The sequence below is a fragment of the Spirobacillus cienkowskii genome (assembly GCF_037081835.1).
In the GTDB taxonomy this organism is placed as follows: Bacteria; Bdellovibrionota_B; Oligoflexia; order Silvanigrellales; family Silvanigrellaceae; genus Silvanigrella; species Silvanigrella cienkowskii.
Window position 1 is genome coordinate 1 of sequence record NZ_CP146516.1, and the last position, 15,938, is coordinate 15,938.

13 protein-coding genes are annotated in these 15,938 nt (G+C 32.9%); 7 read left to right on the forward strand and 6 right to left on the reverse strand.

The annotated features are described in order from the left end of the window. Positions 1-559 precede the first annotated feature (559 nt). The 7 genes from Spiro2_RS00005 to Spiro2_RS00035 are packed head-to-tail and all read left to right on the forward strand — an operon-like array spanning position 560 to position 10,172. Positions 560-751: a hypothetical protein gene (locus tag Spiro2_RS00005; RefSeq protein WP_338636240.1), complete on the forward strand. Its 192-nt coding sequence runs from the start codon at positions 560-562 to the stop codon at positions 749-751. Further along, complete coding sequence (locus Spiro2_RS00010) at positions 681-1,745, forward strand: DNA polymerase III subunit beta (protein WP_338636241.1); 1,065 nt, start codon at positions 681-683, stop codon at positions 1,743-1,745. Before Spiro2_RS00005 ends, Spiro2_RS00010 begins: the two co-directional genes overlap by 71 nt. Positions 1,746-1,784: 39 nt before the next feature. Then, complete coding sequence (gyrB, locus tag Spiro2_RS00015) at positions 1,785-4,235, forward strand: DNA topoisomerase (ATP-hydrolyzing) subunit B (RefSeq protein ID WP_338636242.1); 2,451 nt, start codon at positions 1,785-1,787, stop codon at positions 4,233-4,235. Between the two features lie 30 nt (positions 4,236-4,265). Next, positions 4,266-6,764, forward strand: a complete 2,499-nt coding sequence (gyrA, locus tag Spiro2_RS00020; protein WP_338636243.1) for a DNA gyrase subunit A — start codon at positions 4,266-4,268, stop codon at positions 6,762-6,764. An 11-nt stretch (positions 6,765-6,775) separates the two neighbouring features. Then, positions 6,776-8,641, forward strand: a complete 1,866-nt coding sequence (locus Spiro2_RS00025; protein WP_338636244.1) for a hypothetical protein — start codon at positions 6,776-6,778, stop codon at positions 8,639-8,641. Between the two features lie 13 nt (positions 8,642-8,654). After that, a complete protein-coding gene (gene fsa / locus Spiro2_RS00030) occupies positions 8,655-9,311 on the forward strand; it encodes a fructose-6-phosphate aldolase (protein WP_338636245.1) in 657 nt (218 codons plus the stop codon). Positions 9,312-9,332: 21 nt separating this feature from the next. Further along, entirely contained in the window at positions 9,333-10,172 is an 840-nt protein-coding gene (locus tag Spiro2_RS00035) for a non-canonical purine NTP pyrophosphatase (RefSeq protein ID WP_338636246.1), read from the forward strand. 9 nt (positions 10,173-10,181) lie between these two features. Here the strand turns inward: Spiro2_RS00035 and Spiro2_RS00040 are convergent, their stop codons facing one another. The 6 genes from Spiro2_RS00040 to Spiro2_RS00065 are packed head-to-tail and all read right to left on the reverse strand — an operon-like array spanning position 10,182 to position 15,888. Beyond that, positions 10,182-11,675 carry a hypothetical protein gene (locus Spiro2_RS00040; RefSeq protein WP_338636247.1) on the reverse strand — a complete coding sequence of 498 codons (1,494 nt, stop codon included), beginning with the start codon at positions 11,673-11,675 and terminating at the stop codon, positions 10,182-10,184. An 11-nt stretch (positions 11,676-11,686) separates the two neighbouring features. Continuing rightward, positions 11,687-12,895: a TonB C-terminal domain-containing protein gene (locus Spiro2_RS00045; RefSeq protein ID WP_338636249.1), complete on the reverse strand. Its 1,209-nt coding sequence runs from the start codon at positions 12,893-12,895 to the stop codon at positions 11,687-11,689. Further along, positions 12,892-13,338, reverse strand: coding sequence for an ExbD/TolR family protein (locus Spiro2_RS00050; protein ID WP_338636250.1), 447 nt, complete (start codon positions 13,336-13,338; stop codon positions 12,892-12,894). The genes Spiro2_RS00045 and Spiro2_RS00050 overlap by 4 nt, the downstream gene beginning before the upstream one ends. Positions 13,339-13,353: 15 nt before the next feature. Next, the gene (locus Spiro2_RS00055; RefSeq protein ID WP_338636252.1) at positions 13,354-14,070 is read right to left on the reverse strand and encodes a MotA/TolQ/ExbB proton channel family protein; all 717 of its coding nucleotides are present in this window, start codon (positions 14,068-14,070) and stop codon (positions 13,354-13,356) included. 24 nt (positions 14,071-14,094) lie between these two features. Beyond that, the gene (cmk, locus tag Spiro2_RS00060) at positions 14,095-14,808 is read right to left on the reverse strand and encodes a (d)CMP kinase (RefSeq protein WP_338636254.1); all 714 of its coding nucleotides are present in this window, start codon (positions 14,806-14,808) and stop codon (positions 14,095-14,097) included. Positions 14,809-14,817: 9 nt separating this feature from the next. After that, a complete protein-coding gene (locus tag Spiro2_RS00065; protein ID WP_338636255.1) occupies positions 14,818-15,888 on the reverse strand; it encodes an acetyl-CoA carboxylase carboxyltransferase subunit alpha in 1,071 nt (356 codons plus the stop codon). Between the last annotated feature and the right edge of the window lie 50 nt (positions 15,889-15,938).

Consider the following 15,938-nt stretch of genomic DNA (forward strand, 5'->3'; position numbering starts at 1 on the left):
AAGCTACCCCATTTTTTAATTCATTACGAGTTCTTAACAGACTTATCCACACGTTATCCACATAGACATTGGTCACCCTCAACAAGTCATTTTTTTCCATATTTTAGAACGATTTTCAAGATTTTAAAAAAAAGTTATCCACATCAAAATGCAAAGTTATCCACATATTCACATAACCACAAAGTCAAAAAAATTGGATTGAGACTATGTGGATAAGTATGTGGATAACGTGTGGATAAGTATGTGGATAACTTTTTGCCTAAAAAAAAGACGGTGACTTATCCACACGATTTTGGGGTTATCCACATGTTATCCACATACTTATCCACATAAAAAAACCCTGTTTTTAGACAAAGTTATTCTTTAATAACATAAAGTTAAATTTACCGCGAGACAAGTTATCCACATAAAACCGCTTCACCTACTACTACTAACAAAATAAAGATTTTTAAATTTTATAGTGTATAAGAAGAAGGTGCTTCCAAACTCTTGCTTGAAGTGCATTAGACAATAGGTTAAGCAGACAGTTGCATAGGTAAATTTTTTTAAAGGTGGACATATGTTTAAAAAGAGCAAATGTTTTTTTTCATCCGACGTCCAAAATACTCACTGCGATATTTTTGCAGAATTTGAAAGAGATAAACTAGCAAGCGCTTTACTCTCTGTAAGCGCAGCACAAATTGACCCAGACATTGGTTGGGTACAATTATTCTTTCATAGATGGAAAACAAGTCGTCATATCTTCGATTAGTCATAATCTAGCCATTAAATGTGAAATTGCAGCATCTTATTCTGGACAAGGAATTATAAAAGTTTCAGGAAAACAGCTTTCTGATTATGTAAAGCAACTACCCTCAAACAAGGTTATTTTGAAAACAGAGTTTCCAACTCGTATTAGTTTAAAATGCGGAAGAAGCTCAGCTAAAATCCAGCTCATACACGATCAATCTCAAAGTCGCATTGACATTCCTGATCCTGGAACAATGATAACAATTAAAGGTAATCACATTGAAAACTGGGTTTCCAGCTTTAAAGATTTTGTTTCTGTTGATGACAATCGATTTTATGCAAATGGAGCCTTAATTTGGGCTGAACAAGCCACAAATAACAAACCAACTCTTAATGCTGTTGCAAGTGACGCGTTACGCTTAGCCAAGTCCACATTAAGCGAAGGAATAAAAATAGAGAGCCTTGATACAAGTCGTATTTTGATTCCAAGAAAAGCTTTAGAAGAGTTAAAAAGAGTCTCTTCTGCTGCACCAGAAAAAGAATTTTGTCTTAAATGGCATGAAAAAGAGCTTTTTTTCTCTGTTGAAGCAGATGAATACACAATGCTTGCGAAGTGTATTGCAGGCCAATATCCTCCATATGAATCAGCTATTCCTCAAAAAATTAACACAGAAGTTCAGTTGGATTTAAAAGCAATCCAAGATAGCGTAAGGCGTTCCTTATTGTTTGCAGATAAAAACAAAGTCATGAAACTTTTGTTTGAAAATTCTTTGCTTACTATGGCAAGTTGTACCCCTGGTCAAAAAGAGGGCGAAGAGGTTATAGAACTTAATATTTCTGTACAGTCTCCTTTTGAAGTCAATTATAATGGTTCTTTGATTATGGGTATTTTAGGAGTTTTGACTGGTTCTAGGGTACAGTTTGCTTGGGAAAATACGACACGACCTGTTAAAATAACAGGCGAAAACGAAATAGGGCTAGATGTGTTTTACCTGCTTGTACCAGCCAGGTTTTAATTTCATTTATTTTTTAATTTTAGATTAAAGAAAAGAGCTATGTTTAATAAACTCAATTTTTTTGTGTGTACTTCTGAGAATTTTGAAAAAGCTGATGATGAATATGGTTCTTCAAATATTACAGTTTTAGAGGGATTAGAAGCTGTTAGAAAAAGACCTGGAATGTATATTGGAAATACAGGTTCTGTTGGTCTTCATCATTTAATTTATGAAGTTGTTGATAATTCCATTGATGAATATTTAGCTGGTCATGGTTCAAAAATTGATATTGTTTTACATTTAGATGGTAGTGTAACAATTTCTGACAACGCTAGAGGTATTCCTGTTGGTAAACACCCTTCGGGTAAAAGTGCTCTTGAAGTTGTTATGACTGTTCTTCATGCAGGCGGTAAGTTTGATAATGAAGTTTATAAAACATCAGGTGGATTACATGGTGTTGGCGCTTCTGTCGTGAATGCTTTATCTACTTTTTGCAGAGTTGAAGTTAAGAAAAATGGTGGTGTTTTTGAGCAAGAATACAAATGCGGAATACCACAATATGATGTAAGAAAGATTGGTGATACTTCTGGCCACGGTACATCAACAACGTTCAAACCAGATCCAACTATTTTTCAAGAAACAACCGAATTTAGTTTTGATTATTTGAGTGCTCGATTGCGAGAATTGGCCTTTTTAAACAAAGGCATTTGCATTAATCTTGTTGATGAAGTTAATGATAAATCTCAAGAGTTTAAATATGATGGCGGTTTAATTAGCTTTGTTGAATATTTAAATCGAAGTAAAGTTGTCATTCATAACAAACCTATTTATATGTTTTTTGAAAAAGAAGAAACGGTCATTGAAATTGCTTTGCAATGGAATGATAGTTATTCTGAAAGTGTTTATTCATACGCAAATAATATTAATACAGCTGAAGGAGGAACTCACTTAACAGGTTTAAGAGGAGCTTTAACCCGTGTTATTAATCAACTTGCATCAAATGATAAAGCTGTTCAAAATTTAAAAGAAGGTTTGTCTCCTGATGATATTCGCGAAGGTTTAACTGGCGTTGTCCATGTTAAGTTGCGTGATCCTCAATTTGAAGGTCAAACTAAAAATAAATTAGCAAATTCAAGAATTAGAACTCTTGTTGAAAGTTCGTTAAACGAAAAATTAAGTGATTATTTTCATGAAAATCCAGATGTCGCTAAGAAAATTATATCTAAAATAGTAGATGCTGCTCGGGCGAGAATCGCTGCGCGCAAAGCCAAAGAGCTAACTCGCAGAAAAAGTGCTCTTGATTTGGGAGGACTTCCAGGAAAAATTGCAGATTGCCAAGACAGAGATCCTGCAAATTGTGAATTATTTATTGTTGAGGGAGATTCTGCGGGAGGTTCTGCAAAACAGGGGCGAGACAGAAAAACGCAAGCAGTTTTGCCATTAAAAGGAAAGATACTCAACGTAGAAAAAGCAACTACTGATAAAATGCTCTCCAACCAAGAAATTCGATTGTTAGTTCAAGCTCTAGGAACAGGAATTGGGCGGCATGACGATGATGTCGATATTTCTAAACTTCGTTACCATAAAATAGTAATTATGACGGATGCGGATGTTGACGGTGCTCATATTAGAACCTTATTTTTAACGTTCTTTTATAGACAAATGAAGGAAATTATAAAAAGAGGGCATTTATATATTGCTCAACCTCCATTGTACCGTTACAAAAAGAATAAAGTAGAGCATTACTTAAAAGATGAGTCTGCACTAGAAAAATTTTTGGTAGAAACATCTATGCAAGAAGCATCAATTTCAGATGCAAATGGTAGCACTATTGAGTTATCTGTTGTAAAAAATATGCTTTCTTGCGTAGAAAGAAGAAATAGAATTACAAATATTTTGGCTCGTAGAAGAAGCTTAGTTGTTATTAATTATCTTTCAGGCCAATTATCTTTAACTCCAGATATTTTTTATAATAAATCTGATTTTGAAAAATTTGTAGATATTTTTAAAATGCATATTTTAAAATATGGTCATGTTTTCACTAAAGTTGATTTTGATAATGAACATAATAGGTACTATGCCTCTTTTGATATTCAATTATCAGGTAAGCCATATCACTTTAAGCTTGATTTTGATTTTGTCAGTTCACCAGAATTTGAAGAACTCAAAAAGCTTTCTAATCAGTTAGAGACTGTGTTTTCTTTACCATTAAAATATTCTCACGATAAAAAAACAAAAGTTTTAGGTTCTTGGATAGAATTGAGAGAGTTTTTATTAGCAGAGGGAAGAAGTGGTGCTTATATTCAGCGTTATAAAGGTTTAGGAGAAATGAACGCAGAACAATTGTGGGAAACTACAATGCAACCTTCTACGAGACAATTTCTTCAAGTGACTATTGAAGATGCAATGGCTGCAGATGATATTTTCTCAATGCTTATGGGCGATGATGTGCCTCCAAGAAAAGAGTTTATTGAATCTAATGCATTAAATGTAAGAAATCTCGATGCTTAATTATAGTAACAAAAGTTTGGAAAAAATATTATGTCACAAGAAAAACTAGGTGTTATTTCTGCTAATATTAATGATGAAATGAAAAATGCATACCTCGATTATGCCATGAGCGTAATTATAAGTCGTGCATTACCAGATGTTCGTGATGGTATGAAACCTGTTCATAGGCGTATTTTGTATGCAATGTATGAACAAAATAACTTATTTAACAAACCTTTTAAAAAATCTGCTCGTATTGTAGGTGATGTGCTGGGTAAATACCATCCACATGGTGATAGCGCAGTTTATGGTGCATTGGTTCGTTTAGCGCAAGATTTTTCGATGCGTTATCCATTAATTGATGGTCAGGGGAACTTTGGTTCTATTGATGGCGATTCTGCTGCTGCAATGCGTTATACAGAAATTCGTTTAGCAAAAATTTCTGAATCTCTAATGGATACTATCGAAGAAGATACTGTCGATTTTGGGCCAAACTATGATAACAGCGAAATGCAACCCTTAGTCCTACCAACTGTTCTTCCACAGCTTTTGATTAATGGTCAAAGTGGTATAGCGGTTGGAATGGCAACAAATATTCCTCCACATAATTTAACTGAAGTTTTGGATGCACTTCTGTATTTGCTCGAAAAAGATAAAGTTACAGTCGATCAATTAATGCATTTTGTTAAAGGCCCAGATTTTCCAACTTATGGGATGATATGTGGTTTAAAAGGTATTCAAGACGCTTATCGTACTGGCCGCGGAAGTATAGTTGTACGTGGCAAAGCTTTTGTTGAGACAATAAAAGGAGGCCGAGAGCAAATTGTTGTGACTGAACTTCCTTTTCAGGTTAATAAGTTAACTTGGATAGAAAAAATTGCGGAACTTGTAAAAGAAGAAGAAATTTCTGGAATATCTGACATTAGAGATGAGAGTAATAAAGAAGGTATTCGGGTTGTTATCGAAGTTAAAAAAGGTGACAACGCAGAAGTGATATTAAACCACTTGTATAAGCGGACAAGACTCCAAGATACATTTGGCGTAAACATGGTTTGCATAGTCAGAGGTGTTCCAAGATTACTTAACCTAAGAGAATCTTTGGGATATTTTCTTGATCACCGACTCGAAGTCGTGACTCGTCGCACAACGTATCGACTACGCAAAGCTGAAGACCGTTTGCATATTCTTGAAGGTTTAAAAATAGCAGTTGATAACATAGATAAAGTTGTTGCAGTGATTCGTGGTGCCGAAAGTCGTGATGATGCTAAAGAAAAACTTGTTTCAGCATATTCACTTTCAGAAAAACAAGTAAGCGCTATTTTAGATATGCGCTTAGCACAATTAACAGGATTAGAGCGTGACAAAATACTCGCAGAGCATAATCAAACTGTTTTAATAATAAATGATTTAAAAGATATCTTACAAAAGCCTGAAAGAGTTCGAGCAATAGTTAAAGAAGAATTTATTCAGTTAAAAAATACCCATGGCGACAAAAGAAGAACAGAAATCGTTGTCGATGCAGGAGAAGTTGATATTGCAAGTTTAATTCCTCCAGCAGATGTTTTTGTTACTTTTTCTAGTACTGGTTATATTAAAAGAGTAAATTTAGACGAATTTAAAACTCAAAATAGAGCTGGTAAAGGCAAAACTGGTGCCGCATTAAAAGAAAATGATGTAGTGAGATTTACTTTCCATGCCCATACGCATGATTATGTTTTGATGTTTTCGAATTTAGGTAAAGTTTATAGCTTTAAAGTATACGAATTACCAGAAGCTTCAGCTACTGCCAGAGGAAAGTCTCTGAATCAAATTTTAACAATGTCTAGCAACGAGCAGATTACAGCAATGTTGCCAGTAAAAGAGTTTATAGAAAACAATCAAATACTTATGGTGACTAAGCAAGGTACTATAAAGAAAACTGATTTGACTTCTTTTGCCAACATTCGTTCTGGTGGTTTAAGAGCTGTGACTCTTGAAGATGGAGACACATTAGTTTCTGTTAAAATAACTTCTGGAAAAGATGAAATCATCATTGCAACTGCTAATGGTAAAGCAATTCGTTTTGATGAAGAAGATGTGCGTTGCATGGGCAGAACGGCAAAAGGCGTTAAGGGAATTACTCTTGATGAAGAAGAAAAAGACTATGTTGTTACTGCTGAGGTTGTAAAAAATCAGCCATTAGAAGCCAGCCGTGCTCAAGAAAGCTTGTTGGTTGTGACTGAAAATGGTTATGGAAAAAGAAGCAAACTAGATGAATATAGAAAGACAAGTCGTGGAGCTAAGGGTGTTAAAACCATAAAAATAAGCGAAAGAAATGGCAAAGTGATTAGTATGATGTCTGTTGCTGCTGGCACAGATATTATGCTGACAACAAATACAGGACGAGTTCTTAGAATTTCAATTGATTCTTTACGTGTTATGGGAAGAGTCACTCAAGGGGTTTGTTTAATGCGAATTCTTGATGATGAAAAAATTGTATCTGTCTCGATGCCTAGTGAATTTGATGACACCCCTGTAACGCATATAGAATCTAGTGACGAAATTGAGTGATTGTGAATGATATGAAAAAATTAATTACGTCTTTTTGTTTGTTTTTGACATCGTTTTTATGTTTTTGTGCTAAAAGACCTCTTGCACCAGAAATAGGAGATAATATTTCTTTTCCTGGAGCGATTGTAGCCTTAAATTCAACTAATTTTTTAGTGTTAAATACTTCTGGAAATGGTGAGTATTCAAATGGCAGTATTCAAAGCTATTCAGTTAACAACTCAGGCATTCATTCTTTACAAACAGTAATGCCTGTTCCTGCCCATGGTTCTGAACTTGCTGTCAGTGATGATGGAAAGCTAGTTGCGCTGTCTTTTGACTCTTCATACCCATCTACTGAAATTTGGTTTTATGATTACTCAAATTCTTTGCCAACAAGTCTTTCTAACTTAAAACTTGTTTTGCCTTCATCCGTAGCAAAACAATCTGTTAAAAATTTAGGTATTTTTAGAAGAAGTATTGATAGTAGTGATACGAATTATTATGTTTATGGAACAATGACTCCCTTTGTTCAAGAAGATAACATAACTGGAGCCAAAACACCTGCAAGAGTGTTTGTTGCAAAAGTGAACAGTGCTTTTACCTCTACTGAATTGCAGTTTATTTTGTCTTATGGTTTAAATGATCCAAAGTCACTAGTGCGTAATTCAATTTCTAATTTAACAAGTAATTCATCAAGCATACAATATAAGTTTGGCTTTTCTTCCCCTACCTATGATGCAGTTCATGATTTATTTATTGCATTTCCTACTGGGGTAACGGAAGGCAAAAATGAATTAGTTGATGCGCTTCCTTATTTTGCTGGAGTTGCGGGAGCCAATCAAAAAACATGTTCTGGTGGCGCTGTGAATTGTCTTCAAACAGATTTTAGAACTGTTTCATTGGCTGCAGTAGATATGGCAGATATTGTGAACTCCAAATCTTTAAATTTATCGACATATTTTGTTCCTTTAGGTTGGAATCAAAATGGCATGTCATATGCTTCAACAACTAATGGTATTAATATCTTAAATGGTTCTGATCGCTCAAAAATTGATGTAAGTAGCTTTTCGTTTCAAGCAGGTTTTTGGTCTTCGTATTGGGCTAATTCTGTAAACAATGGTTCGGGGCCAACAGGTTCTGCTGTTGGTTGTTACAGTTCCACATCAGCAACTAGCCTTGTAAATCAGTATTCTATTTTGGGTGATAATTCTCTATTTGTTGTTAAAAGAGGAAATAATGGATCGAATGACAAATCTGGAACAGAGTCTTCTTCTGGATATGGAAATGAAGTTTTTGGAGTTACGGGTTTAGAGCTTTTAAAAGCGAATATTAGCAGTATTAAAGGAACAAGAGGCACATCTTTAGATGATTCAGATTTTAAAAATATTGCAAATATTCAGCTTATTGATCAATATAATACGACCACTCCTAGTATTAAAAGCAATTGGGTAAATGGAGCATCTGGCACCAAAAACGCAGGTCCATTAACATTTTTTATGTACTCACGAACTTCGCAAGTAAAGGCGCCTCAATCTGATAAAGATATTTTTAAAAGCTTTAATACAGGTATAAAAAACTTTGGTGTGTTAAAATTTCCAGGAAATGTCTGTTTACCTTATTGGGCAAGGCTTTCATACTCAACTTCTTCGCTAGGCAGGGATTCAAGTTGGTTAACTTCTAACCCATCATCTTTAAGCGGTAACCAAACTTATCCAAATTTAGTGGTTGATCCATTAAAACCTTCAATCTTTTCGTTTCAAGCAGCTAATGGAGAAGAGGCATGTACTGATGTTTCTCCTGTTGCTAGTACACCTCAAATTTTTTGTATAAACTTTATTTATGGAAAAATTTCTCGCTTTACAGTTCAGCAAACAGATCCTGTTTTTACCCTAAATTAATTAAGGTGAATTTATGAAAATATTTATTGATTCGGCTGATATTGATGAAATTAAAACAGTAGCAGAGCTTGGAGTATGTGATGGAGTCACTACAAACCCAACTCTCATTGCAAAATCTGGAAAAGATTTTAAATCGGTATTGTTAGACATTATAAATATTATACCAGGACCTGTTTCTGCAGAAGTGATATCTCAAAACTGCAAAGATATGCTTCGTGAGGCAGAAGAACTCATAAAAATTGCAAATAGTATTGTGATTAAGTTACCGTTAACTCAAGAAGGCTTAAAAGCATGTAAGTTTTTAACTGGTAAAGGAATTAAAACCAACGTGACGTTGTGTTTTAGTGTTGGCCAAGCTCTTCTTGCTGCAAAAGCTGGGGCAACATATATCTCACCATTTATCGGTCGGCTTGATGATATTGGCGAAGAGGGTATTCGGCTTATATCTGAAATAAAAGAACTTTACTCATCGCATAAAGTTGATACCAAAATTCTTGCAGCAAGTATAAGAAATCCAAGGCATGTTACAGACGCTATTATTGCTGGCGCTGATGTCGCAACAATACCCTATAAAGTGTTGATTCAACTTTATAAGCATCCGTTAACCGAAAAAGGCTTGGCTCAATTTATTGAGGATTGGGAAAAGTCGGGACAAAAAAACATTGTTTAATTTTAGAAAAGTTTTTTATTTATGACATTTTTAATATTTACATCCAATCAAGGAAAACTAAAAGAATTTAAAAATATTTTAAAGCCTGAGGTTCCAGTTATAGGAATTAATGAGTTAAAAAAACTTTCTAATGATCACGACAAGCTATTAAATCCTATTGAAAATTCAGATATTTTTTTAGCAAATGGTTTTGTAAAAGTTATTTCAGCAATCACATTTTTGCACAATAATTTAGAAAAAACTAAAGAACTTAATATTAATAGAATTATTGCAGATGATTCAGGTTTGTGTGTTCCAAATTTACATTTTTTACCTGGGGTTCACTCAGCTTCTTTTGGTGGAGAACCTCGTGATGATGCGAAAAATAGATTTAAATTAAGAAATCAGATATTAAGTTCTGTTCATTCTTATCATTTTAAAGATGAAAAAAGATTAAAAGGATTTTTTATTTGTTTTCTGTTTGAAGTTAATTTTAATACTATAACCAATAATTCTAGTTTATTAATTAAAGATTCTATCGATTTTGTTAATCCTAAGACTATTCATTATGAAAAAGAAATTCTAGCAAAAATTAACTACGAACAAAATTGTTTTGGAGATGGTTTTATTTTGAATATTCCATTTTCTGATTTTAATTCAAAACTTTCAGATCAGAATTTTGTAAGAGTTAGTGTAGGTTATTGTCGGGGTGAAGTTTCTTCTCAAGAACAGAATTTAGTTGAGGGCGCTGGACATGGGTATGATTCATTATTTTACCCAATGCAAAATAATAACTTATCTTTTGCAAGCATTTCTTTAGAAGAAAAAAATAAGCAGAGTCATCGAGCTTTTGCAATGCAAAAAATCAGTAAAAAAAGTTAAATTTAATTTTTAATCAGCTTCAAATTGCAAGATATATGGTCCCCAAGAGGGCTGTTTTGCTTCTGCAAGTGGGATATCTAATGCCTTTTGATAAGCCCCATCTTTAGTCATAACAAAAAGTTTTTTTGTACCGTAGCGAGTTCCTTTTGAATTTCTGTCGGATTGAAAAATTATAAATCTTCCATCAGGAGACCAACTCGGCTTTTCGTTATCACCTTGGTTTAAAGTTAATCTTTCAATATTAGAGCCATTTGCGTTAATCTTGAACAAATCCCATCTATCAATATCTCGGTCATAACTTGCAAACGCAATAGTTCTGCTGTCTGGTGACCAACTTGCAGAGGCATTATACCAACCTGCATAAGTGATCCGAGTATTGCTATCGTTTTCTAAATCTTTAACAAAAATCATAGGTTTACCAAATTTTGTGCTTGTATAAGCTAAAAATTTACCATCAGGAGAAAAAGAAGGTTCTACCTCAATTGCGCTTGTATCAATTAAAACTTTTTTATTACTGCCAAACTTGTTCATACTAAAAATATGGGTAGAGCCGTCGTTTGTGCTGGATGAGAACGCAATTGTATTGCCATCAGGTGACCACGATGCGCCAGAGCTGTTTGGCATATTAGCGACTACTCGAAGCTCTTGTTTTGTGTTTAAGTTGTAAGAATATATTTCGGGTTTACCCGATTTAAAAGATGTGTAAGTAATTTTTGTACCATCTTTTGTCCATGTTGGACTTAAATTAACAGAATTATTATTGGTTATTTGTTTTAAATTTCCTCCATCAAAGTCAGAAATATATATTTGTCCATTTGTATCAGAATGTTTTCTTCCTACAAAGACAATTTGCGACATAAATGGACCTTGAGTGCCTGTTAAAGCTTCAATAAGTAAGTCACCAAATCTTTTTAAAGCAACATCAACAGATTTAAAATTAAGGTTTAAATAGCTTTTACCAATAATTAAATTTTGAGTTTTAACGTCAAATAATCTTAACTCTAAATTAAATCTATTTTGTGATGAAGAAATATTGAAATTTCCTATAATTACATATTCTGTTTTTAATGATTTCCAAGTTGTCGCTTGAAATGGCAATAGATTTTGTTTTGAATTATTTTGTTGAGTTTCTTGAGAAATAAATTCAAACCAATTAGTAAATGCAAGAATATTGTGCATTCTTTTTGTGAATTTGTTTAGATCAGTATTGTTTATAGGAATTGATTTATCTATTAAAAAAAAGTTAGGTATTGTTATTTTTATTTTTTTTACGCCAGGAGCACCAACATCAATAGTATTATCTAATTTATTTTCTGGAACTTCATCATCAGCATTTGCAATTTTAATATAGTTATTATTTTCAAGATTTTTTTTTGGATTAGTTCTTAAAAATTTTGTTTTATTAGAAAAACTAAAATCTTCTTTTGCAAATAAAGGTTTATAGTTTAGTACTAATAAAAAAATTAAGAAAGTAAAGTGTTTTAAAAAATATTTAAATTTCATAAATATCCTCATTATTTAACAGTTTTAGAAGTATAAAAAGCCTCAAATTTTTTAGGAGGATTGATATCTTTTGGAGGGCGTTCGTCTACAGGGAAAGTGCTTTCTAAAGAATTTAATACTAATGTATCAAATTCTTTATTACCACTAGAAGAAATAATTTTAGGTTTACCAATTAGGTAACCATATTGATTAATTGTAAATTCAACTTTTGACTTTAAAGAGGCAGGAAAGCTTGTGCCTTCTGAAGTTAGCCAATTTAATTTTAATTGTCTTCCGATGTATGCTTTATAAGTATTATAACTTTTGCTACTTACTTTTCCTTCTAACACTCCAGAAGGAGAGTCTGCAAAAGGATTGGCTGGGCTATCAGAAGGAGAAGCAAAAGGTGATTTATTAACCACATCTGGTGTATTTAACTTTCCATCTGGCTTTGTTTCGTCTTTGTTTCTAACTCCATCAGTTTTCATGCTACTACTTTTTCTTGTGTCTATTTCTTTTCTATTTAAAAAATCTTCTAATTTAACTTTTTGTTTATCTTTTTCTGGAATAGGCCCCAATGGTTTGTTGTTAAGTGTAATTTCCTTTTTTTCTTTTTTTTCCTCAGATTTTACAAGTTTTTTTTGTTCTTTAAATAATGCTTTTTCTGAATCGTCTTTAAATTTAATTTGATCTTCTATGCTTGGAGAAGTGTCGGGAGTAATATTTTTTGTAAGCTGTGGTAAATCTCGAATAGTTTTAGTTGCCTCAGTTTCACCAATTTCATCTGAGTTACTTTTTTGAGCTGTTTGAGAGTTATTGTCATTTATGCCAAATGTTACTTCTATAAATTCAATTTTTTTATTTTGCAGTTGCATAAAGTATGAGGCAATAAAAAATAAAATTATTAAGCAGCAATGAAGGGATAAAGAAATATAAAAATGATTTAATTGAGGTTTATAAATTTCTTTTACTTCCTTTGGAGATAAAAACGGAATTTTAAAATTGCTATGTTTTATGTCTATTAAGGGTTGTTTTATTTTTAAATTTAAAGGAATTTCTGAGATTTTTATAAATTTATTGCTATTAAGAGGTTTATCATAAATACTATAATTAGAGTATCTAGAAAAGTAAATATGATTGTTTGATGAATAATATGTTTTATTGTATTTAATCATATTGTTTTCATCAACATCAGGAAATTTATAATGATTTTTATTAATTAATTCATTTTTATTAATCATTTTTTATCACGTTTATTGTCACCAACCATACCAATTCTATCAACACCGGCTTTTTGTGCTGCAGCCATAGCACTCATAACTTTTCCATAAGGGACTCCGTCATCAGCTCTAATAAATATAGAAGTCTGCTCTTTGTTTTTAAATGAATTTTTAATTTGGTAAACTAAATTATTTTCTTTTACAAGAGTTTTTCCTAAGTACATTTCACCTTTTTTATTAATAGAAAGTACAAGTGAGTCTGAAGATAAAGATAATGGTTTTGTATTTGATGTTTTAGGTAAATTAACATTGACTCCAGATATTGCAAATGGTGCTGTAACCATAAAAATAATAAGTAAAACAAGGCACACATCAACAAAAGGAGTCATATTAATTTCTAAAATTAAACTTGAGCTTTTTTGACTTTCTGAACTAAAATTTTCATTGTCAAGATGAAAAGACATATTTAAAATTTCCTATTATGTATTTTCATGATTTTCTGGTTTTATAGTGTAGTGTCTTTCTAAAATATTAATAAAATCAGCAGAAAATCCATCTAATAAAACAAGGTGTTGTTTGATTCTATTTATTAAAATATTGTAAAATACAACTGCAGGAATTGCAACAAACAAACCTAAAGCTGTTGCAACTAAAGCTTCAGAGATTCCTGGAGCAACAGCAGCTAAACTCGAAGCTCCGCTAGAGCCGATATCGTGAAACGCTCTAATAATTCCAATAACAGTACCAAAAAGTCCAATAAAAGGGCCAGCAGAAGAGCAAACGGCGAGTATACTTAAATTTGTTGCGAGGTTTGCTTCTTCAATCATTTTTTGTCTTGAAAGCGTTCTTTTCACTGTATCAAAAACGATAGGGCTTGTTGCGCCACGTTTTTCTCGAGTTTGTAGCAATCGAATCATCTCGTTAAATCCAGAACGAAAAACCTCGCGAGCTGGGCTATATTCCATATCTTTTACTCTTAAATTTAATTCAGAAAGGCTTTTTGCTTCCCAAAAACTACTTAAAAATTTTTCAGATAAATAGTGCATTGTATTTAAAGTTCGCATTTTACTAATTATAACTAACCAAGCCCATACGCTCATACCTATTAATAAAATCATGATTGCCATACCAATTGGTCCACCATTTAATATGATAGAAAACCAATCGATTTTTGATGAAACAATAGGATTATCCATAAAAACCTTCCAGTAAATTATATTTCAAATAGAAATTATTAAATCTTTTTGCACTGCAAATTGTAAAATTCTTTTAGCAATTTCTTCTTGAGTTGATTTTGTTGAATCTAAGGAAATCGCATCAGTTGCTGGCTTTAAAGGAGCGATTGATCTGTTTTCATCTCTCGTATCTCTTTCTTGAATTTCTTTTACCAATTCTTTTAAGTTTGAAGAGTGGCCATTTTGATATAATTCTTTGTACCTCCTTTCAGCTCTTTCTGATATTGATGCGGTTAAAAATATTTTTAAAGGAGCATCAGGAAATACAATTGTCCCCATATCTCTTCCATCAACAACGGCTCCATGGTTATTAAGTACAATTTTTCTTTGAATTGGTAGTAATCTTTTTCTAATAAAATCTTCTTGAGCAAGTATGCTTGCTAATTGAGAAACCACAGGAGTTTTAATTTCATCAGTCACTTCCCGTTCTCCAATAAAAACCCGACCATTCGAAGATTCTTGACGATATCTTTCGTTGATGAAAGATATAAATCTTTCAATATTTTCAAAATCTTTTTCTGTTAAATTTGCTTCGTGAACAAGAAGAGCAAGAGTTCTATATATTGCGCCAGTTGTAACGTAAATCCAACCTAATTTTGCTGCAACTATCTTGGCTACTGTGCTCTTACCAGAGCCTGCTGGGCCATCTATTGTTATTACTTTTAGTTTATTGGATGGGTGGCTTTCAAAGTTTGTCATAGTATTCCTTTATTGGAGATTTAAAGCAGCTTCAACACTCTCCCATGATTCATTCCACTCGGTGTTAATTGGTGTTTTAGAATTATAATGAGATATTGGTGCCATGTTTTGAAATGCGCCAATTTTAAAGTATTTTTTCATTCGTTCATTTTTGAGATCATTATAACTCATATTACACAAACTATTTAAACCACTTTCAATAACGTCGGCAATAGATTGAATAGCTTGCTTGCTTTTCCAATGAGCACCACCAAGAGGTTCTTTAATGATGCCATCAATAATCCCATTTTTTAGTGCTGTTTCTGCAGTAAGACCAAGAATATTTGCAGCTTTATCTGCTTGTGTTCCGTCTTTCCAGAGAATTGAAGCACATCCTTCAGGAGAAATTACACTGTAAGTAGAATATTCCATCATATACGTTTTGTTGGCGACTCCAATTGCTAAAGCGCCGCCACTCCCTCCTTCTCCAATAACGACAGAGATGATTGGAACCGAAAGAGCACTCATCTCCATGATATTTTTAGCGATAGCTTCACTTTGGCCGCGTTCTTCAGCATCCATACCGGGGTAGGCGCCAGGAGTATCTATAAAAGTAACAATTGGGAGTTTAAATCTCTCTGCTAATTGCATTATACGTAATGCTTTTCTGTAACCTTCAGGTTTTGGCATTCCAAAGTTTCTTTTCATATTTTCTTTAGTGCCACGACCTTTTTGATGACCAATTATTATTATTTTTTTATTTCTAAATATCGCAAGTCCAGTTACAATGGCTTTGTCATCTGCAAAACTACGATCACCATGTAATTCAATAAACTCAGAGCATATTTGATTAATAATGTCTAACGTATATGGTCTATTTGGATGTCTTGAAAGCTGAGTGATTTGGTATGGAGTTAAGTTAGAGAAGATCTCTTTTGCTAGTATTTCAAATTTATTTTCAAGAATGGAAATTTCTTCGTTTAATTCTTTAGTATATTCTATTTTAAAAGGAAAAATTGAGGTTTGTTGTACCACTAGCCTAAGTTCTGAAATTCTATTGTATAGTTCTAGTAATGGTTTCTCAAGTTGAAGAATATCCATGTTGTTTTCGCCTTCTTAAAGTGCTTGTATGACTCATTGAGTAAAGTTCA